At 37.7% G+C, this 19,628-nt stretch carries 21 protein-coding genes and 1 pseudogene; 7 read left to right on the top strand and 15 right to left on the bottom strand.

Translation table 11 applies throughout. The annotated features are described in order from the left end of the window. Positions 1 to 175: 175 nt before the first annotated feature. On the bottom strand, positions 176 to 985 hold the full coding sequence (locus ACFSGI_RS09795; RefSeq protein ID WP_204823945.1) for a prolipoprotein diacylglyceryl transferase: 810 nt from the start codon (positions 983 to 985) through the stop codon (positions 176 to 178). A 12-nt stretch (positions 986 to 997) separates the two neighbouring features. Beyond that, positions 998 to 1,261: a hypothetical protein gene (locus ACFSGI_RS09790; protein WP_204823944.1), complete on the bottom strand. Its 264-nt coding sequence runs from the start codon at positions 1,259 to 1,261 to the stop codon at positions 998 to 1,000. A 232-nt stretch (positions 1,262 to 1,493) separates the two neighbouring features. On the opposite strand from ACFSGI_RS09790, the gene ACFSGI_RS09785 reads away from it, so the two are divergent. Together ACFSGI_RS09785 and ACFSGI_RS09780 are read left to right on the top strand one after the other, a co-directional pair. After that, on the top strand, positions 1,494 to 2,312 hold the full coding sequence (locus ACFSGI_RS09785) for an SDR family NAD(P)-dependent oxidoreductase (protein WP_379283082.1): 819 nt from the start codon (positions 1,494 to 1,496) through the stop codon (positions 2,310 to 2,312). Between the two features lie 164 nt (positions 2,313 to 2,476). After that, positions 2,477 to 3,376, top strand: a complete 900-nt coding sequence (locus ACFSGI_RS09780; RefSeq protein WP_379283080.1) for a hypothetical protein — start codon at positions 2,477 to 2,479, stop codon at positions 3,374 to 3,376. Positions 3,377 to 3,485: 109 nt separating this feature from the next. On the opposite strand, the gene ACFSGI_RS09775 is transcribed toward ACFSGI_RS09780, so the two are convergent. From ACFSGI_RS09775 to ACFSGI_RS09765, 3 genes are all read right to left on the bottom strand, one after another. Beyond that, complete coding sequence (locus ACFSGI_RS09775) at positions 3,486 to 3,713, bottom strand: DUF896 domain-containing protein (RefSeq protein ID WP_204823941.1); 228 nt, start codon at positions 3,711 to 3,713, stop codon at positions 3,486 to 3,488. A gap of 319 nt (positions 3,714 to 4,032) precedes the next feature. After that, positions 4,033 to 5,247: an ABC transporter permease gene (locus ACFSGI_RS09770; RefSeq protein ID WP_204823940.1), complete on the bottom strand. Its 1,215-nt coding sequence runs from the start codon at positions 5,245 to 5,247 to the stop codon at positions 4,033 to 4,035. 1 nt (position 5,248) lies between these two features. Beyond that, the gene (locus ACFSGI_RS09765) at positions 5,249 to 6,697 is read right to left on the bottom strand and encodes an HlyD family secretion protein (RefSeq protein ID WP_204823939.1); all 1,449 of its coding nucleotides are present in this window, start codon (positions 6,695 to 6,697) and stop codon (positions 5,249 to 5,251) included. 286 nt (positions 6,698 to 6,983) lie between these two features. On the opposite strand from ACFSGI_RS09765, the gene ACFSGI_RS09760 reads away from it, so the two are divergent. After that, positions 6,984 to 7,871: a LysR family transcriptional regulator gene (locus ACFSGI_RS09760; protein ID WP_204823938.1), complete on the top strand. Its 888-nt coding sequence runs from the start codon at positions 6,984 to 6,986 to the stop codon at positions 7,869 to 7,871. 98 nt (positions 7,872 to 7,969) lie between these two features. Here the strand turns inward: ACFSGI_RS09760 and ACFSGI_RS09755 are convergent, their stop codons facing one another. Both ACFSGI_RS09755 and ACFSGI_RS09750 read right to left on the bottom strand, forming a co-directional pair. After that, positions 7,970 to 8,899, bottom strand: a complete 930-nt coding sequence (locus ACFSGI_RS09755) for a class I SAM-dependent methyltransferase (RefSeq protein ID WP_379283076.1) — start codon at positions 8,897 to 8,899, stop codon at positions 7,970 to 7,972. Positions 8,900 to 9,009: 110 nt separating this feature from the next. Continuing rightward, entirely contained in the window at positions 9,010 to 9,567 is a 558-nt protein-coding gene (locus tag ACFSGI_RS09750) for a CGNR zinc finger domain-containing protein (protein WP_204823937.1), read from the bottom strand. A gap of 158 nt (positions 9,568 to 9,725) precedes the next feature. Between ACFSGI_RS09750 and ACFSGI_RS09745 the strand changes: the two genes are divergently transcribed. Continuing rightward, positions 9,726 to 10,217 (top strand): DinB family protein, encoded by a 492-nt coding sequence (locus tag ACFSGI_RS09745; RefSeq protein ID WP_204823936.1) that lies wholly within the window; start codon positions 9,726 to 9,728, stop codon positions 10,215 to 10,217. A gap of 114 nt (positions 10,218 to 10,331) precedes the next feature. Here ACFSGI_RS09745 and ACFSGI_RS09740 read toward each other — a convergent pair whose 3' ends face one another. Beyond that, entirely contained in the window at positions 10,332 to 10,802 is a 471-nt protein-coding gene (locus tag ACFSGI_RS09740; RefSeq protein WP_204823935.1) for a C40 family peptidase, read from the bottom strand. Between the two features lie 604 nt (positions 10,803 to 11,406). On the opposite strand from ACFSGI_RS09740, the gene ACFSGI_RS09735 reads away from it, so the two are divergent. After that, entirely contained in the window at positions 11,407 to 11,718 is a 312-nt protein-coding gene (locus tag ACFSGI_RS09735; protein ID WP_204824974.1) for an ArsR/SmtB family transcription factor, read from the top strand. Between the two features lie 144 nt (positions 11,719 to 11,862). Here the strand turns inward: ACFSGI_RS09735 and ACFSGI_RS09730 are convergent, their stop codons facing one another. Together ACFSGI_RS09730 and ACFSGI_RS09725 are read right to left on the bottom strand one after the other, a co-directional pair. Then, a complete protein-coding gene (locus ACFSGI_RS09730) occupies positions 11,863 to 12,873 on the bottom strand; it encodes a cation diffusion facilitator family transporter (protein WP_204823934.1) in 1,011 nt (336 codons plus the stop codon). A 141-nt stretch (positions 12,874 to 13,014) separates the two neighbouring features. Then, positions 13,015 to 13,887, bottom strand: a complete 873-nt coding sequence (locus tag ACFSGI_RS09725; RefSeq protein ID WP_379283072.1) for a LysR family transcriptional regulator — start codon at positions 13,885 to 13,887, stop codon at positions 13,015 to 13,017. Between the two features lie 164 nt (positions 13,888 to 14,051). On the opposite strand from ACFSGI_RS09725, the gene ACFSGI_RS09720 reads away from it, so the two are divergent. Beyond that, positions 14,052 to 14,792 carry an SDR family NAD(P)-dependent oxidoreductase gene (locus tag ACFSGI_RS09720; protein WP_204823932.1) on the top strand — a complete coding sequence of 247 codons (741 nt, stop codon included), beginning with the start codon at positions 14,052 to 14,054 and terminating at the stop codon, positions 14,790 to 14,792. Between the two features lie 25 nt (positions 14,793 to 14,817). On the opposite strand, the gene ACFSGI_RS09715 is transcribed toward ACFSGI_RS09720, so the two are convergent. The 5 genes and pseudogenes from ACFSGI_RS09715 to ACFSGI_RS09695 form a co-directional block, all read right to left on the bottom strand. Further along, positions 14,818 to 15,684, bottom strand: a complete 867-nt coding sequence (locus ACFSGI_RS09715) for an alpha/beta fold hydrolase (RefSeq protein ID WP_204823931.1) — start codon at positions 15,682 to 15,684, stop codon at positions 14,818 to 14,820. Positions 15,685 to 15,808: 124 nt separating this feature from the next. Beyond that, positions 15,809 to 16,550 (bottom strand): annotated as a pseudogene (locus tag ACFSGI_RS09710) (LrgB family protein). After that, the gene (locus ACFSGI_RS09705) at positions 16,547 to 16,981 is read right to left on the bottom strand and encodes a CidA/LrgA family protein (protein WP_204823929.1); all 435 of its coding nucleotides are present in this window, start codon (positions 16,979 to 16,981) and stop codon (positions 16,547 to 16,549) included. Before ACFSGI_RS09705 ends, ACFSGI_RS09710 begins: the two are co-directional and overlap by 4 nt. Positions 16,982 to 17,148: 167 nt before the next feature. Beyond that, the gene (gene yidC / locus ACFSGI_RS09700) at positions 17,149 to 18,078 is read right to left on the bottom strand and encodes a membrane protein insertase YidC (protein WP_204823928.1); all 930 of its coding nucleotides are present in this window, start codon (positions 18,076 to 18,078) and stop codon (positions 17,149 to 17,151) included. Next, entirely contained in the window at positions 18,021 to 18,365 is a 345-nt protein-coding gene (locus ACFSGI_RS09695) for a hypothetical protein (RefSeq protein WP_379283068.1), read from the bottom strand. The genes yidC and ACFSGI_RS09695 overlap by 58 nt, the downstream gene beginning before the upstream one ends. A gap of 354 nt (positions 18,366 to 18,719) precedes the next feature. Here ACFSGI_RS09695 and licT point away from each other — a divergent pair, with 354 nt between their 5' ends. Beyond that, on the top strand, positions 18,720 to 19,577 hold the full coding sequence (gene licT / locus ACFSGI_RS09690; protein WP_204823927.1) for a BglG family transcription antiterminator LicT: 858 nt from the start codon (positions 18,720 to 18,722) through the stop codon (positions 19,575 to 19,577). Positions 19,578 to 19,628 lie beyond the last annotated feature (51 nt).

Here is a 19,628-nt window from a genome sequence, read left to right as displayed (position 1 = left end):
TATAGATCCTAACCTATATGCATGTAGCAGATATAAATGGCATAGTCTGATTAGTTGGGTATAACCATCATTTGAGGTGATCATAATTGATGTACTGATAATATGTAGAGCTTGGTTAGACTGTAAGTGTGGTGAGAATTACTTTCCGTTTCTCATATGCTGATAAAATAGTACATTATATTGCTTTTATAGAGCGTGAAGCTTTTTTACCTTTGCCCCAGATCAGCCAGCTATAATAAACGAGTCCCGCCAGACAAGCCAACTGAATATTATTATGCCCCCAGTACGGATGCAAAGTAGGCTTGATATATTCAATCAGAAAGCGAAATAGCAGATAACTTGCCATAAACCATTGGAACATTCGACCTGATACATAAGAAGTGTATGCTGTAGATGTCTGACCTTCAGGTGATAAGACAGACAATAGACGGCTTTGGCGATATAACGGAATCAAGCCAACTGCCAGTACAATCAGAAAAGCAATCTCATATAATTGAGTCGGATGACGCATAATCCCATCACCAAAATCTACACCGGTTATCCATGTTGTAGCGATCCCATACGTATGATCATCCAATCCAGTCAAAAAGCATCCTATTCGCCCTAATGCCAGACCGAGTATTAGCGGGTAGACAAAATCGTCTCCTGTAGAGCTTTTCCAACCGATCCAGCGCTTGGTCAATTCTACACCGATCAGTCCACCTAACAATCCACCAACAATCGTCTTCCCACCCCACAATAAGTGAAACTGACGTAATTGCTCCCATGTTGCTACTGGATTTTCAAACCAGAATAACAATTTAGCGCCTAAGGCTGCTCCTAGAATCGTCCCTGCTAATATTTGTAGACTCATAAGTTTGGACATTTCACTAGGTCGACGTGTCCACAAATAAAGACGAAATCCCAAAAAGTAACCTAAAGATTCAAACAATACATGCGGATGAATACGCCACGATCCTAAATAAAAATAGACAGGAAACTCCATTCAAGCACTCCTTTAGTAAGAATAAATCATCGCTCCACAGATTGCTGCTAACAATAAAGCCAATGCTCCTACAATCGCTAGTAAAGCAACAACAATTTGCCAGAATGTATTTTTAGGTTGAGGTGCTGTAGTCGTTGTGGTAGAAAGACTATTGCAATACATACGACAGGTCTGCATCTCAGGGTTATAACACTCATCACATAATGGCTTACCACACCGACTGCATTGATGAACTGCTGCACGATCTGGATGATTCATACAATGAAATTCTTCCATTAAAGAACCTCCTTTGTCATTTATTTCTATTGTAAGCGTTGATACTTAATTGAGCCACCAAAAACCTTATAGACTCGCTAGATTTCTAATTTTTATAAATTTGGTGTAGTATTAAATAGTATTAGTATGTATTTAGCTTCTATAATAAATGATTCATTCCTAACAAAATGATTGCCTATACGGTTGATAGGGTAAAATGGTAATGAGACTATTTCAAGGAGGAACCATCGTTATGTCTATTTCACTTAAAAAATTAAAAGATCAAGTTATCGTTATTACAGGTGCTTCAAGCAAAGTTGGTATTGCTACAGCTAAAATGGCAGCAGCTAAAGGTGCAAAAGTTCTACTTACTTCTAAAAATGAAGATGCGCTCCTCCAATTAGCTACAGAACTTCGTGCCAAAGGATATCCAGCAACATGGGTTCCCGCAGATATTGGAAGAGAAGAAGATGTTCATAAGATTGCCGATGCCGCTATTCGTACATTTGGACGGTTCGATACTTGGGTAAATAGCTCTGATGTATCGTTACTGGGTGAATCTACAGAAGCGACTCAAGATGATATCAAGCGTATGTTCAATATGAATTATCGCGGAATCATTTATAGCTCAAAAATTGCGATCAATCATTTCAAAGAACGCGGCGTTCCTGGCGCATTGATCAATATGAGTGCTGTATGGAGTGATCGTGGTACAGTGATTCCTGTTCCTTCTTCCGCTTCTAATTTTTCAGTGAAAGAATGGACAGATAATCTACGAGCAGAAATTGCTAAAGATAAAGCTCCTGTATCGATTACACTTCTTCATCCGGGTAAAGCCGTAACTCCATATAACGAAACAATGAAAAAACATAAAGTTATGGTCTACCCGGCAGGTTCTGTGGCTGAAAATATTATCTATGCAGCTCAACATCCTAAAGAAGATATTCCTGTGTATGTAAAAGAAAGCAAACACCCTATTTTATCTTCTCTTGCTGTTGCAGGTCTGGGTGTTATTGTCTATGCTTCTATCAAGCAAAAAGACCAGCCTTATAAATCTAAAGATCAAGTGTAATTGATAAATACTTACTGTTTTCTATAAAGTGTAATACAGGTACTTATATTATCCAAAAAGACGATCTTCTGCATATAGAAGATCGCTTTTTTTGGATTGAAGTCATCCTGTAGAATAGCTATAGTAGATGTAAGATACAGACCATTTTACCTAGAAAGGATCCTATGATGACTACGAATAATATCAAATTGTACAAACAAAAACTTAAAATTCTTCAAAAGTTATATCATTATCAAAATGGTGAGTATGATGCTACACGTCAGGTAACTATATATCATGAAGAAGCATTAACAACTGATGAACATGAACGATTACAACAAGATCATTGGAAGATCAACGATATTATATTGATCGATCATAATACGCTTATCCAATCGATTAGAGTCTGGGGACAAGATGAACAGTTATCGCTCGAACGGGCTAGCGCTGAATTTATAGCTGCTGTTGGTGGCAGTTATCCTCGCGGAATGACAACTTTACATAGTACACTTTTTGCAAAAACCGTACCTGAGCATGATTATCAACCAGCACGTCGCCTGATTGCATGTGGTGTGTGTGGATTTTCAACTTCAAATGCAACAGCGAATCATGGACATTGGAATAATATTGCTTCTATCCGTAACTCATTGTATACAGGTAGATTGTATCATTCGGTAATCGGTGTTTATACTGATCTACAAGAAAGGCTTACGTTACCTGCTATTTCTCCTACAGAAGAAGATATCAGTGTTTTTCGCAATCTACTGCATCATTTGGATCAAGCTCATAAAGATGACACTCCTGGTTCATATGAGAAGCGTCTTACTGCTGCCAAATTAATCAAAGGAAATGCAGGTTCCCGGCGCGATATTTTACAAACATTAGCGATTGCAGGGATTCTGCCTAATTTGCAGATATCCCTTGACCCATTAACATGGACTTCATTTGAAGATATTGTAGATCCTGAGGTCAATCTCAATAATACTAAAGGTCGTTCCGATATGGAGATGCCCTGGGCAGCATGGCAAGGCGAATTAGGAGTCAATTGGGATCGAGCACGCCAATTGTTTGGAGCTTATTTATAAAAGGCATATATACAAAGAATAGATACAGAAAAAACCTGCCACTATTAAAAGTGAGCAGGTTCTTTTGTTAACTATTAGAATATTGATAATGCATAAAGCCAATCCTATACTATTGACGTTTACCTTGTTCTTTTTCCATACGAATTTTATCGGGTGTAACATCATTTCCTAATTCATCCACAACAGTCAAACCTGAGAAAGTACTCAGTACCTGTCCACGGATTTCACTTAAATATTCTTTACGCAAGACTTGCTGTTCCGCTTTCTCTTCAGCAGTCAGACCTTCTTCACGTTGCTTTTTAGCCAATTCATTTATACGATTCAAACTTACTATCATTTGTACTCTCTCCTTTCACTTCCCTGTTCCTATTATACACAAACACACCTTATTAGCGAAATTGGATGTCTATTGGAAGTATCTAATTCTCTTAATAATAAACATAAAGTTAATTATCTTAATATTAAGATAGTTATAATATACTACAGATTTACCACTAATACAAGTTTTTGCTGCTCTTCTAACATATTATTACTCTCCTTTGTATTTCCAAAGCAAAAAAAGCACGAGCTACCCTGTTAAGGATGGCGCGTGCTTCGCGTTTGGTATATTGAATTTTTCTTATTTTACCATGTCTGCATCTATGGTACAAATATTATTAATATTTTGAATCTAAGGCTGTCTGCTCTACTTGGATAACTTTTTCCTGTTCTTGTAATTCAGACTTCTTGAATGCTAACGGATAAGCAATAAGTGCAATCAATAAGCTAATCAATCCGATAAGGCTAAGTGCTAGTAGATCGTGCACAATCGCAGATATCCCTTGCCCTTTTAACGTAATCGCCCGCACTGCATCCAGATAATACGTTAGTGGTAACGCTTTGGCAACCATTTGCAAAAATGCAGGCATTGCTTCTAATGGCCATGTATACCCCGACAACATAAAAGAAGGCACAGCAATCAGCATCAATGTCTGGGTAGCATCTACTTTGGTACGTGAGAACAGACTGAACAAAAATCCTAATCCACATAATGCCAGATTAAAAGCAATCGCAATCAGAAGAAACGGAAATAACTGTCCTTTGAAAGGAATATGAAATGCAAAAGCCGCTATGCTAAACACTGTAATCACATTAACCATTCCTGCTAGAAAATAAGGCGTCAGCTTCGCAATCGCCAGTCTCCATGGCGTATGTCGCCACTGATAAAACCGACTCCATGTTCCAAGTTCTTTATCCCTTGTACAAGACAAAGCAATGCCGAGCAATAAACATTGCTGAAGCGCTGTTGAGATCACACCAATCGGCATAAATAATTTGTAATTATACACCGGATTGTATAAGACGCGTGAGCGAAACGGAATCGTGCTAAAAACAGAATTCGCTTGATCGCTATTCATTCCTTTTTGCTCCAATGCTTTCATCGATGCACCTGCACTAACACTACTAATGACCTGATTTGCAATCCGGCTAGCACTGTTGGAGTACATAAGATTACTACCATCAATCACTGTCAGGATCGGAACATTTTCACCATGCTTGAGTGAAGCTGAAAAGTCATTAGGTATAATCAATCCTACTTTAAATTGCCCCTCTTCTACTTGTTGAACAATATCGTCTTGATTCCAGCTTTGCTTGGTAACAGCAAATGTATCGGTAGCATCGAATGCTTGAATAATTTGCCGGCTCAATTGCGAATTGTCGCCATCATAAACAACGATCGGAATTTCTGTGATTCGTTCATGTGAATACAAAAATCCAAATAAGACAGAATACAGAATCGGTGTAATCAACAAAATAATAATTAGCTTTTTGTCTTTTAGCATTAAGCCCAGTTCTTCGCGGAATACTTTCCCTATCGTAAGTCGTTCCATATTACTGAACCCCTTTACCATGGAAAATAACCGTTGAACCTGTCGGTACTGTAGCGGGTAGGTTCAGCAATGCTACTTTGACTCCGAAGGAACGGATATCTGTATCGCCAGAAGTTTGACTCGGCTTTTGAATAGCAAAGTCAGCGGCGGCATCAATTACACTTACTTTTCCTTTCACAACCGTATTGTCAGAAAGTAAAGTCACTTGAACAGGATCACCGACTCGGAGTCCATTCAGATCTGTTTCTGTTACATAAAATTTCGCCCAGCGCTGGCTCGTAGTCTCTAGTGCGTAGACAGGGAAGCCTGCACTCGCCATCTCACCTACATTTAAAGACTTAGACTGTATGATTCCATCAACAGAAGCACGTAGTACCGTATAGCTAAAATACGTTTGTGCTTCTTGTAAAGCAGCTTTCGCTTGACTCACTTGCGAACGGGCTGCTTTAACTTTGGATTTGGCTTGTGTGAGTGTAGCTGTTGCTTGTTCGATCGCTCCTTGAGCTTGAGCAACAGCACCTTGAGCTTGGGCTACAGCTCCCTGTGCTTGATCAATACCTGCTGTTGCCGCTTTAACTCCTTCTTGTTGCAAAGACACTTGCCCTTGTTCGGCTTCCGCTTCTTTAATACTTGCTAATGCTTGTTCATATTGGGCTTGTGCCGCAGCAATTTCTTGTGGACGACTTCCTTTTTGTACTAATTGTAGTTGTTGAACTGCTGCATCGTATTTCGCCTGTGCCTGTTTTTGTTCAATAGTAGCTTGATCGAGTGCGGCTTCGGTCGCTAACCCGTTGGTATGCAATTGCTGTACCCGTTTGAGACTTTTATTTACTGTTGCAAGTGCTTCTTTTGCTATTTGCATATTCACTTTGGCTTGTTGAATCTCTTCAGGTCTGGCTCCACTTTGAAGTGCTTCCCATTTGGATTTAGCCGCTTTGGCAGCAGCTTGAGCTTCTTGGATTTTGCTAGAAGCGGTATTCGCTGTAACATCGACTGTCATTTCGCTTTGACTTTTTTTCACCTGCGCAGCATTTACTGCCGCCTGGGCTTCTGTCACGCTTGCACTAGCTTGTACTTTGCCTGCTTGCGCTTGAGTTACTCCTGCTTGCGCTTGTTCAACACCCGCTTGGGCTTGTGCTACATTAGCGTTTGCAGTCTCGACCGCCGCTTGAGCTTGCGCTACTTTATTTTGTAATTCTTTGCTCTCCAGACGAGCAATAATCTGCCCTTTTTTCACTTGCTGTCCTTCTTTGACAAGCAATTGATCGACTCTACCGGCGACTTTGAAGCTAGCATTGATTATATCTGATTCAACGTAAGCAGTCGGTATAGAAGTTGATGCTTCTGCATTCAATAAATGACCTTGTTTTCCCCATGCCAATACCGCATAAAAGCAAAGCAAAATAGCTAATGCAATCACACTATAAACAACGTATTTTTTAAATTTCATGTAAAACTCCTCCTGTAGATTGTAGTCGTAAAATGGAATGAACTCGTAAATAAACCAACCTGTGTACGCATAGGTTGGTTAGAATAATTCGCTTGTATGCACATCTAGATTCAAGCGAATTATGAAAAGAATAGCTATGTAGTCTCAATATAACATATACTTGTAGTACACTATATGTACCAGAAGTAGACTTATGTAACCTTTTAGTTCACTAAGAGATAATGATTTTTACTATTACGTATTGATAATGATCCACTATATTGATTCAGATAGAAAGAGGACACCTATGAATATAGAGCAAATGGAATATATTATTGAAGTAGCCAAATGCGGATCATTAACTAAAGCCGCTGAAAATTGTCATATTACAGTAACCGGAGTCAGTCGAGCTATCTCTTTATTTGAACAAGAGATTGGAATACGAATATTTACCCGTTCTCGTGCAGGAACTATAGTCACTCCTGAAGGACAAAGCATTATAGCCAAAGCCAATCGGATTCTCCAACAAATCGAAGAACTCAAATCAGAAGCACAAAGTTATCGGGAAATGAATAATGCCAAATTACGCATTTCTACGATTCCAGGGCCGATTTCACTATTAATTGATGTCATTACCGAACTCAAAAAAGAATTTCCAAATAGCCGCATCGAAATTAAAGAAAACAGTACCGATGCTGTGATCGATGATGTAAAGAATGAACGTAGCGATATCGGCTTTTTTCTTTTAAAAGAAAATCATTTGCCTGCTACACCTGATCTCATATTTGAACCGTTGATGAAAGATAATATGGTTTTGGGTGTTAGTGTACATTGCCCTCTCGCCAATCAGACATCGGTCACTTTGCAAGATTTGCAAAACTATCCGTTTGTACTATATAACGATCCTTATATCATCGCTTTTGTTAACACATTAGATAAACCGGATATTTTATTTCAAAGTAATAATGTAGAAGCTATTCTCAAAGCAGTGAAAGAAGATATAGCAGTAACAATCGGTACGGACTACTCATTTCGCGGTTATACAATGTCTCAGAATCGGGGCATTGTAACAATCCCTTTTGAAATATCAGTAGAAGAACCTTCTTATCTATGGTCTGTCACTTCGCGTAATAACACTGTATCTGAAGCCGAGCACCTTTTTGTAAAAAGAGTCAAAAACCTATTATTAGTTTGAATAGCAATTCGACCGGATAGTGACCTGTCCAACAGATACTTTTCAACCAAAAAGAATGATCCCTCTACCCATGAAGGATCATTCTTGTTAAGGTGTTATTAAGCAGTTGTGCTTGCTGACACTTCCATTGTATACATACTTTGATCTTGCAGTCGTATTAATACTTTGCCAAATCGTCCACCTTCTTGAATAGATACCATACCCGAAGGATATTGCCGATCTAAATAATCAGAGATCACTTGCTTGGCATCTGTACGTATATTTGTCTGATGTAACTGAAGTATCATCATCACATGTTGTAATGCATTTTGTTTGGACATTTCGACTGTTTTCATTTCATGCGTAACAATCGACTCATATGCATACCCTTTGAGATACAATAAATGAAGTAAATAACCCATATCTGAACTCTGATGTTGGATAGGTTGGTTATCTGTACTTACAAGCGGTAGCACTTCATTCACTAGGCTATTTTCACGTGGGCCTGCTGTTGAACTAATATAACAGAACTGGCTAGCACAACTTAGTACCTTCTCCACACTTGCCCAATCATAGATTACCGGACACATCGAGACGAATACCAGATCAAAAGCTTGCTTCCACCCTTTGGCTTCAACATCAATATCTTGAAATTCTTCTGGCACAATAGTGACTTTACCTGAAGCCATATTATTTGCATTTTCTTGTAATAACTCTTGTAAAGGAACACAAGGTTCAACCGATGTTACGTTTCCACCGCGCTGTGCAAAAGGAATCGAAAATCCACCAGAAGCTGCTCCAATATCGAGAATAGAAGCATTTTCAAATGGAACCCCTTGTCCTTGAATCCAATTTAAAATTCGTTTAGTTCTTTGTTGACCTTCTGCTGAAAATACCTCTTTGTTGAATTTGACTGCTTTTGTATCAAAGGAATGAGCAGGATCTATACCTGCTGCTCTCATTTGCTTTACTGCCGTAAACGAATCATTTGCCCATGCTTCTTCCCATACTAACGGATGAAATAAATCATTTAAAATTTCGTTTGTCATTGTATCCCTCTTTTCATTTTATAAGTCTATTACAGATATATAATATCTATAATGTATGTAATCATTGCCTTTGTCAAATATTATTATGATTTCAATCTAAAATTATGAGTTTATTGGGGATGTTGCAAACCTTTTTTAGCCCGGAACCGTCTAACTTTCATCAAATTTCCACACGTTTTATCTTCACAGTAACGCTTGGTACGACTACGTGTATCATCATAAAATACCCAGCGACAATCTGGATTATCGCAGATACGAATACGATGAATATCTTGATCTAGCACTGTATAAACAAAATCAGAAACAATACTAGCCATTACGCTAGTCCAATCTTGAGTTAATGGTAAATATACTAATTGTCTGCTTCCCTCATGATGATTCCACTGCTTAATCACAGGGACTTGTGCCATAATTTTATTTAATTCATCCCAGTCAATCTGATCTGCTGACGAACCGTTCACAAATGTTATTGCATAATTATGCAGTAATTTTCGCAATGATTGTAATCGCTGTAGTTCGATTTCTGTGGCTGGAACAGATGCTGTTAATTTCCAATCTTTTAGAAAACGGTGTTGCCATGAAGTTAGTACCAAGCGGTCTTCGTGCTTGCCACTGTCCCGAAAATCATGCCAATCACTATTGATAAAGTCTGTCCATAATGTATCCATTCATCTGTACTCCTTTTGCAATCTTCTTGATGTTTTTATCACTTGTAACGATCTTTATTATAAAAAGATGGTTACAATATTTCGTTTTGTGGTATATGTATTGTAACGCTTTAGTATATCATTAGCCAGTTACATCTACTGGTACTCAGGAGGATCTTATGACAAATACGAACATGTTAGACATACTTCTTTTGCAGAAAAAAGATATTTGGGATCATGAAGATTGGATTGTACCTTTATCTGTAGCGTTAGAAGGTCTTACAAGTGAACAAGCCGCATGGATTCCACCGGGTGGCGGTAATAGCATCTGGCAATTAGTTCACCATATTAATTACTATAATCACGAATTGCTCTGTCATATGCAACATATTGACCCTGGCCCTCGTGCTGAAAATAACAATCAGACTTTTGAATATACTGATAATGCAGACAATGAAGAACAATGGCAACAAGCTCTTCAAGAGACCAGACGCCTTGCCAGAGCGATTGAGTTAGAACTTGCCAAATGGGATGAAGTAAAGCTACAAGAGATGCGTCCTACTGGTGACCAGACGTGGGGACAAGCTATTGCGCGTTGGCTTCCTCATGATGCTTATCATGCAGGTCAGATTGTATTGATTCGTAGACTGCAAGGAAGCTGGAGAATCTAAAATTAGGCAAAATAAAAATCCCTTATATCAACCAAGGGATTTGGAATATTCATAACGTATAAGATGAATAAATATGGAGTTAAAAAGGATTGCGATCATCATCGTGATCTTTTTTTATTTTTCTTCCATCATGCTTTGATATGCCCATTGACTCACTACATGTCTTGCAGTCACATAACGATTTTGGAAATAAGCTTCAGATAAACTGCTAATCGTTACACCATGACTGGTTGAAGCATGCGCAAAATTTCTGCTATCTACCATAACTCCTACATGAGATATTCCACGTCCACTTGTATTGAAAAAAACAAGATCACCAGCACTCAAATTACTTTTTGACACGTATGTACCCATTTTCGCTTGCACATTAGCTGTGCGCGGTAAGTCTATGTTGAATTTATTAAAAACGTAACGTGTAAAACCGGAACAATCGAACCCGTTGGTAGTTGTACCTCCCCAAACGTAAGGCGTTCCCATTACACCGCTAACGGCTTGATCAAGATTAGATGTGCTAGCAAAAGTATTTGTTGGCTGAGCTGAGAAAATGATTGCAGCTCCAAGTAGCGATAATACGACTTTCTTCACTAAAAAAATTCTCCCTTCGATGCCTGTAGAGTAAATCAATTTGGAATTCAAATTTGAAACTCGGCAAATATTAATATTTTGTAACTATTGACCACTTTAAGGCATAAGGATATGTCTTGTCAAACTTTACAACAAACTTTTTTGCTTGTTTTTCGCTCAAAATGTGTATATTTCGTGATTTTCGGCAGTTTTCAAGGCGACAGTCTGAACGTAAAAAAGATGACAATAGTAAATATATTGTCATCAATTATTTTACAAAAAACTGTTTCAAAATCAGAAACCCTTCATCTAACTTCGGAGGCTCTTCTTGTTTTTACTTACTTTTGAGTACTTTTAAACCCTTTTAAATAAGTAAAAATATCACTCTTCTATTACGCTATCAAATAACTTTTATGATGTAGAAAATCTATAATTAAAATCATAAATATTATGCTATTCGTAATCTCAACGATCTTTGGTATACTGTATGTAGATATTTTGTCGCACTACCGCATTTATTTGTGTAATGATGTAACTTCTATTAATTCGTGTTAGGAAGGTGAGCATATTGGAGTCGGATGCTATCATAGACGAGTGTAACCATAGCAGTGAAGCTTCACAACAGATGCTTGCACAGATAAAAAATGAGCTTATAGACGGTACAACTGCTACCGATATGGCTGAATTGTTCAAAGCATTAGGAGATCCAACACGCATTAGATTAATCTATGCTCTGTCGCAAAAAGAGCTATGTGTACATGATCTATGCAGTGTATTAGATATGACTCAATCTGCAATCTCGCATCAACTGCGTTATTTACGTAATATGCGTATTGTAAAGCGACGCAAAGTCGGCAAAACCGTTTTTTATTCGTTAGATGACTATCATGTCGAAGAAATCTTTTTACAGACTCATGAACATCTAACCCATAAATAAAAGAAATTCGATGTATGCACAAGCTAATGTAGTACGATTAAGATAGAAGTTTTGATATTTTGTCTTACTTTATAGCTTATGATCGTCACTATATAAAAAGGGATCTACACCATGACAGTGTAGATCCCTTTTTATTTTCATCTGCTATTGATGCGCAATATTACATGGAATACCCGGTGTATCCATTTGAATCGTAATATGCTTGATATCATAGTCCTCTTTAATTAATTTCTGTGCTTGCTCCATAACGGCACCATGATAAGCTTGATCTTCAGTAACGATATGACAGCTTAATAGTATAATATCTGAAGATAACGCCCATACATGCAGATCATGTACTTCTACAACATGATCTATACGAAGCAAAGACTGTTCTAACTCATCTGTATTGATACTCACAGGTGTACCTTCCATAAGGATATGGATCGAATCGCGGGTTACACGGTAAGCACTCAGAACAACCAGTACAGCTACAATCACACTTGCAATCGGATCGGCTAGATTCCAACCAAAAAACATAATCAATAGTGCAGCTACAATAGCACCGACTGAACCTAACAGATCACCTAATACATGTAGAAAAGCACTACGAATATTCAGATTCTCTGACGTATCGCCTTTCATTAATATAAATGCCGCCGCAATATTAACAAGCAATCCAATCACAGCAATCGTCAACATCCCTGCACTCATAACACCGGGAGGATTAGCAAACCGCTGAAAAGCTTCCCAGAAAATATAAATAGAGATCACTGACAAAGCTAGACCGTTAATAAAAGCAGCTAACACTTCAAATCGTTTGTAACCAAACGTTTTGGATTTACTGGCTTGTTTCTGTCCCCATGTCATCGCTAAATAACTGAGTCCAAGAGCCGCCGCATCACTTAGCATATGCCCTGCATCAGATAACAAAGCTAGACTGTTGGTCATTAATCCACCGATCACTTCGACAATCATATAACTGGCAATCAGGAAAAAAGATAATTTCAACGCATTTTTGTTAGCTCCATGTCCATGGGAGTGTGAATGTCCGTGTCCATGAGAATGTCCATGACTGTGTGAATGACTGTGCTTTTTCCCTTTAGAATGTTGATGATCTTCATGAGTATGATTGCATGCAGTATGTTCATCATGGGTATGACTTTTATTACTCATTGACCTGCACCTCTATTCTTTTCAATAAGTATAATAATAATTAAAAATAACATATGAGCACTTATTCATATATTATAGTTTAACCACACCTAATCTGCAAGTTCTTAAAATCAACAGAGTATCTTGTACCCAAATTATCTATTAATGTTCACTATTAATTAGCAGATTAATAAATGCAGACAATATTGTAGATGGTGGATTCTGCTTCGCAACCACAAATTGAATACGCGCTTGTTGTAACGGTATTGGCAATGTATGGCTATGAAGCTGTGAATAAGACCGAACGATACGTTCAGGTAATAAGGATATGCCTAGTCCTGTAGTGACTCCACGAATAATAGCTTCTACTGTATCTACTTCTATTACACGAGGTAATTGTTGAAGGGAATGACTTTTACTTTTGCTGTGATACCACTCTTCTAGATATCTTCGATACGGGCAATCAGGAAACGTATTAACGATTAATCGTTGTTGGAGTAGTTCTGATTCAGTATGAATATGATCAGCAGATAAAATCACTAATTGTTCAGTGTATTCAAATACAGACTGAATATCTTGATGATGGTATTGACTACTAATAAAAGCGCCATCCAACTTTTGATTGACAACTTGATTCATTAATTCAATCTGTCCATGCGTTTGAATCGATACGTCTACATCCCTATTTTCATCGTAATAAGCAAGTAACCACTGAGGTAATCTAGAAGCGGCTACAGTCGGTGTAGCTCCTAATTGTAATTGATATGATGGTAACTTTACTTTCAAAATGCGGGTAGCTTCATCTAATAAATCGACAATCTGATCTGCATAATTCCACAATTGTCGCCCTGCTTCTGTAATCGTTATGCCTTTATTACTGCGATCAAATAGAGATTGACCCAGTTCTTTTTCCAACTTCTGAATACGTAATGTAACATTTGACTGTACATATCCCATTTTCAGTGCTGCTTTGGAAATAGACTGCTCTTGAGCCACTATTCGAAAAATACGCAAATCACTACTTTCCACATTCACCGCGACCTTTCTTTACTCGTTTTCTTATATGTAGATAACAGCTCATTTGGATATCATTATTTTTAATATCCAATATCATTTCTAACTATTATACAGACCCTTTATCTTCTTTTACACTACAAATAGAAACAACCAACGACTATGAAGCTAAAGGAGCACTAAACATGGAATGGATAAACAAAGTCGTCATCGTTACAGGTGGAGGTACAGGAATAGGACAGGCAACTTGCTTACAACTTGCTGAACAAGGAGTAAAAGTAGTCATCAATTACTCCCGTTCACAGTTAGAAGCAGAAGAGACTGCTCTACAAATTATACAAAATGGCGGACAAGCTATCACAATTCAAGCTGATGTATCTAGGCAGCATCAAGTACAAAACATGATTACAGAAGTCATCAATAAGTATGGTAGAATCGATGGCTTAGTGAATAATGCTAGTATAACCAGACAACTGCCTTTTGCTGATTTGGAACAGATCACTGATGATATCTGGGATGAGCTATATAATACTAATGTCAAAGGAATGTTTTATTGCGCTCAAGCTGTAGCCCCTTGGATGAAACAAGCACATCAAGGATCTATTATCAATCTAGGCAGTATTGCAGGCAGTACAGGCTACGGTTCTTCACTACCCTATGCTGTCTCCAAAGGTGCTGTGCATACATTAACCAAATCGTTAGCAAGAGCACTTTCTCCGCATATACGTGTCAATTGTATTATTCCAGGAGCAGTAGATACACGTTGGTGGACTGGAAATGAAGAGAAAATGAACCGTTTAACAACACATTCATTGTTAGAGCGAATATCGACTCCTGCTGATATCGCTTCGTTAATCTGTGCTATTTTGCAACAAGAATCGATGACTGGTCAGCTAGTGACTGTCGATAATGGACAGACATTATAAGAAGTCGATCATTACAAAATAACTATTATTTAAAAAATGCTATCAACTGTTGCCCTACTTCTACTGGCTTATCATGCTGTATCCAGTGTGTCGCATCATCATAATGATGAATCTCTGTATTGGGTACCCATTCTGGTAGTGGATCAGCAAGGTCTTTGGATAAATGCGGATCAAGATCACCAAATAAAATAAGTACAGGTTGCTCAATTTTGCGCATCTGTGCTTTTTTGGTTTCGGTGGAACGGCGGAACATCGCACGATAATAATTGATCGCCGCACTGAGCGTTTCCTTTTGCTCAAAAGCTTTGAGATACACTTGCACTTCTTGATCGGAAAACGGCTCTTTCGGTTCTTTTTTGAAAATAGTACGAATCATATGGTTGTTATCTCTTGCTAACGCTTTTTCCGGTAACTTGGGAATCTGGAAAAAGAACATATACCAGCTTCTACGCAGTTGCGGTAATGTACGCAATCCTGTCTGCAAACGTTCAGGATGGAGCATATTAAGTATCGCTAATCGGCGAACACGATGTGGATACATCATTGTAAAATACCATGAAATATTTCCACCCCAATCATGCCCTGTTAAATAGACGTGTTCTTCGCCTAAGTGCTCTATTAATCCATTGACATCCGCACATAAGGTATCGATACTATAATAATCTATACCTTCTGGTTTGGAAGACAGATTATATCCTCGTAGATCAGGAGCCACTACACGATAACCAGCTTCAATCAACATCGGAATCTGTTCTTTCCATGTATACCAGAAGTCCGGGAATCCATGCAGTAATATAACCGTAGGTCCTTCTCCACCGATCACATAATGCAATTTCACTCCATTGATTTCAGCAAATCGATGTTCAATAACAGTTTCTACTTTATGAGCCATTTCTAATTTGCCTCCTTATCCGTATACGTTACTGTGATGTTTGCTAATATATCTTTTTCAACATATCTCTTTAAGCATTACCCAATAATGAGATACTTTCTACAATACATAGCAAAAAGACTGTTTACCGAGAATAACAGTAAACAGTCTTTGCTGATAATATGATCGAACTAGATTTAATGGTAAATAGCCACTAATATTAATGGGCCGATAAACGAAGAAACGATAGCGCTAATCGTTAACGCCAGTGATCCCATTGAAACTGCGATTTCTCCATGTTCCAACGCTTTGGCGGTTCCAAGTGCATGTGACGATACCCCCAACGCTATCCCTACACTGATTGCATTTTTAACGCGAAATAACTTAAGACAACCAAGCCCCAAAATAACACCTGTAAACCCGGCAATCATTACAAATACAGAAGTAAGCGAAGCTTCTCCACCTAAATTATTGGAAATTTGAAGAGCGACAGGTGTTGTAACAGACTTAGGAATCACCGAAATAATATAAGGTTCACTGAATCCTAACAACAAAGCCATACCTACTCCACTCAGCATTCCTACAATAACACCGATCAATGAACTTCCCAAAATAGGTAGACCGTATTGCTTGAACAAATGTCGTTGGCGATAAAGCGGATAAGCTAATGCTACAACAGCAGGCCCCATTAATTTGCTGATCCATTCTCCACCGATCATATACGTGTGATATGAAGTATTCGTTAACAATAAAATAACAACAATCATAAACGTAGTCGTTAACACAGGAATTAGAATCGATATCCGTACCCGTTTGTATAACAGACTAGCTACGATATACAACACCAACGTCATTACAATCATGAATAAAGCTATCCCTATATTCATTTGTGTTGATCTCTACTTTCATAGATCAGTTGGTGTTCAGGTATAGTAGTCGGCGATTGTACATTAGATTTGGATCGATCAGCAAGTGAAATAAACCACTGCGCTACAAAACCTGTAATGCCAATCGTAACCAATGTACTCATGACTACAATCAGAATCAACCATAATCCTTTACCTGCAAATAAATCGAGGTGCTCTATGACTCCTACCGTTGCTGGTATAAAAAACAATGGTAGATAAAATAGTAACGTGTTGGCTCCAGTCTGTATCCACTTTTCAGGAAAAATATTTAACATCAATAAAGCAAATAATAACAACATTCCTAGTACACTACCCGGTATAAACAAATGAAAATATTGCTGAATCATTGTTCCAATGATGTAAAAAAGGTATAAAACAGCAATTTGAAGCACCATTTTAACTATCTTCATACGTATAGCTCTCCTTTGTCTTCCACTCTCTATCTATATATATTTTGGTGTAAAACCTCTCCAAGTTTTACCCTTATAGCAAGATCACATCAAAAAGATCATCCTCTTCTTTATAAGAGTGATGATCTTTTTGATGTAAATCTTATCTTACCTAGTAGATATGAACGTTATGCTTTTGCTGACTTATTTTTATTTTGATTTGCTTGTCGAGCCAGCTTTTTGGCTTTGGTGTTACTGACAGCAACAGGTTCTAGTTTTTCCGGTTCAGGTTCCACTTCAATTTCAAGTGCTGTCTGAACAGGAATACTATTAGGATACATTTTGCGGAACAGTAAAGTCTGTACTAATAAGAATGATCCACTAACCATCCAATATAAAGGCATTGCTGCCGGTGCACTAAATGAGAAGAATGCCATCATAATCGGAGACAAATACCCCATGATTGCAAATTGCTTTTGTTGCTCAGGTGTCATATTGTATTGTGATACTTTGGCTTGCAGCATATAAAGTAATGCTACAATAATCGCCATAATCCAGTTAGGCTCTCCTAATTTGAACCAAAGAAACGAATGAGAAGCCAGTTCCGGTGTAGCACGAATCGCTGTATACATCCCTGATAGAATAGGCAATTGAATCAAGATCGGCAGACAACCGATATTTAATGGATTAAAGCTATGCTTTTTGTAGATTTCCATCATTTCTTGTTGTTGCTTTTGTTTGTCTTCAGTAGTGGTTTTATTTTCATATTTCTTTTTAAGCTGATCGAGTTCCGGTTGCATAATGCTCATTTTGCGCTTCATGCCTTGTTGACCTTTAGCTTGACGCATCATTAGTGGGAATAAGGCAAACCGTACTGCCAGTGTTAACGTAATAATAGCCAGTCCATAACTTCCACCGAACCAAGTTGCGATATGTTGCATACTATAGGTTAATGGAAAGACAACATAATGAGTAAAAAATCCAGGTGTAGACGAATTGACTTCTTGTACAGATGAGGTACCGCATCCTGCTAATAATACCATCATCATTAATCCTACTATTAAACCGTAAATACGACCTTGTGTGCCCGTAAGTGTGAATCCCTTGAATAATTGCATGTTTTTCCTCCTCGTTGATGTTGTTGCTTATGGCTCAACGAGGATAGGCAATCTCCTGCATCTTCATCAGGAGCTTCTTTACGGCGTATGATTCGCGCCAGTGTAATAGGTGTACGATGTATCGTTTTGAAAATAAGTAAAGGTAGAGCATAATGTCCACGAACTTGCCGGCTACTAATCCAAAATTCAGTAATCCCGCAATAGAGATGAGCTATATATCCGTAACTGACTGTAATTAATAGACCAATCGAAAATAAATACGGAATCCAATCATGCATTTCAAACAAGGTATTCACCCCCTCTGACTATCCTTAGATAGTTAATATGTTAATTATAACACTTCTTTATCTTTTTTACATAAGACAAATTACGACAATCATCGTATAATTTGACGAATAAAGTATCAACATTAGAAAAAATCTGCAAATCGCTCTTGTAATCGCTTTTATTATATACTACAATAAAGTTAGTTAAAGGATTGTGACCGGTTAAGCGGGCAATGCCTGAGATTATTGTAATATCATTTTGTAGAAAAATGGTATTGGAATGATTTCGGGCATTTTTTATATTTATATACATGTATTGCTTTGTATTTCCTATAAAATAAGCCCTGTTCATTTTAGAATTGTAGGTGGAAGATGATGATTATAGAGAAAATATTAAATAATAATGTACTACTGACCAAAAATCAAAAAGGTAAAGAAATTATTGTTATGGGTCGAGGTATTTCTTTTAATAAAGTCATTGGGGATTCGGTAGATGATAGCAAAATAGATAAAATCTTTATGTTAAATGAGAACGAATTCACAGCCAAATTAACCGAGTTGCTGAATGAGATCCCTGTCTCCCACTTAGAGCTGGTCAATCAAATTGTGAATCATGCTAATGCAGTTCTAGGTACAACGCTAAGTGATAATATTTATTTGACCCTTACAGACCATATTCATTTTGCATTAGAACGTCACGAAAAACAGCTTCATATCAAAAACGCATTACTATTTGAAATTCAACGCTTTTACAAAAAAGAATACAGTGTTGGTCAAGATGCGCTACAGATGATTAAAGACAGCACTGGTATTGCCCTGGGCGAAGACGAAGCTGGATTTATCACTCTTCACATTGTGAATGCACGTATGGATGGTAATGAAATGCAAGCTACGATCAAAATGACTGAAATTGTACAGCATGTCCTTAATATCGTAACTTATCATTATGGAATTGTACTGGATGAATCGTCACTCAACTATTCTCGCTTTGTTACTCATCTGCAATATTTTGCGATGCGATTATTGCGCAAAGAAATTCATTATAGCGGTGAAGAATTCCTTTATAATCAAGTCAAAACTGCGTATAGCAAAGCATTTGAATGTGTGACCAAAATTAATGACTATTTAGAAAAAACGTATGATCAATCGTTGAGTAAAGACGAATATGTTTATCTTACGATTCATATTCACCGGGTAACCGAACGTACAACGATTGAAGAAGAACAATCATAATTAAATACACTCCATCCATTAGGATTGTGACTGGTTATGCAGGCAAAACCT

Source organism: Paenibacillus nicotianae, from assembly GCF_042681745.1.
GTDB lineage: Bacteria > Bacillota > Bacilli > Paenibacillales > Paenibacillaceae > Saccharibacillus > Saccharibacillus nicotianae.
Note: the sequence above shows the minus strand (reverse complement) of the source record. Positions and strands in the feature narration are given on the sequence as shown.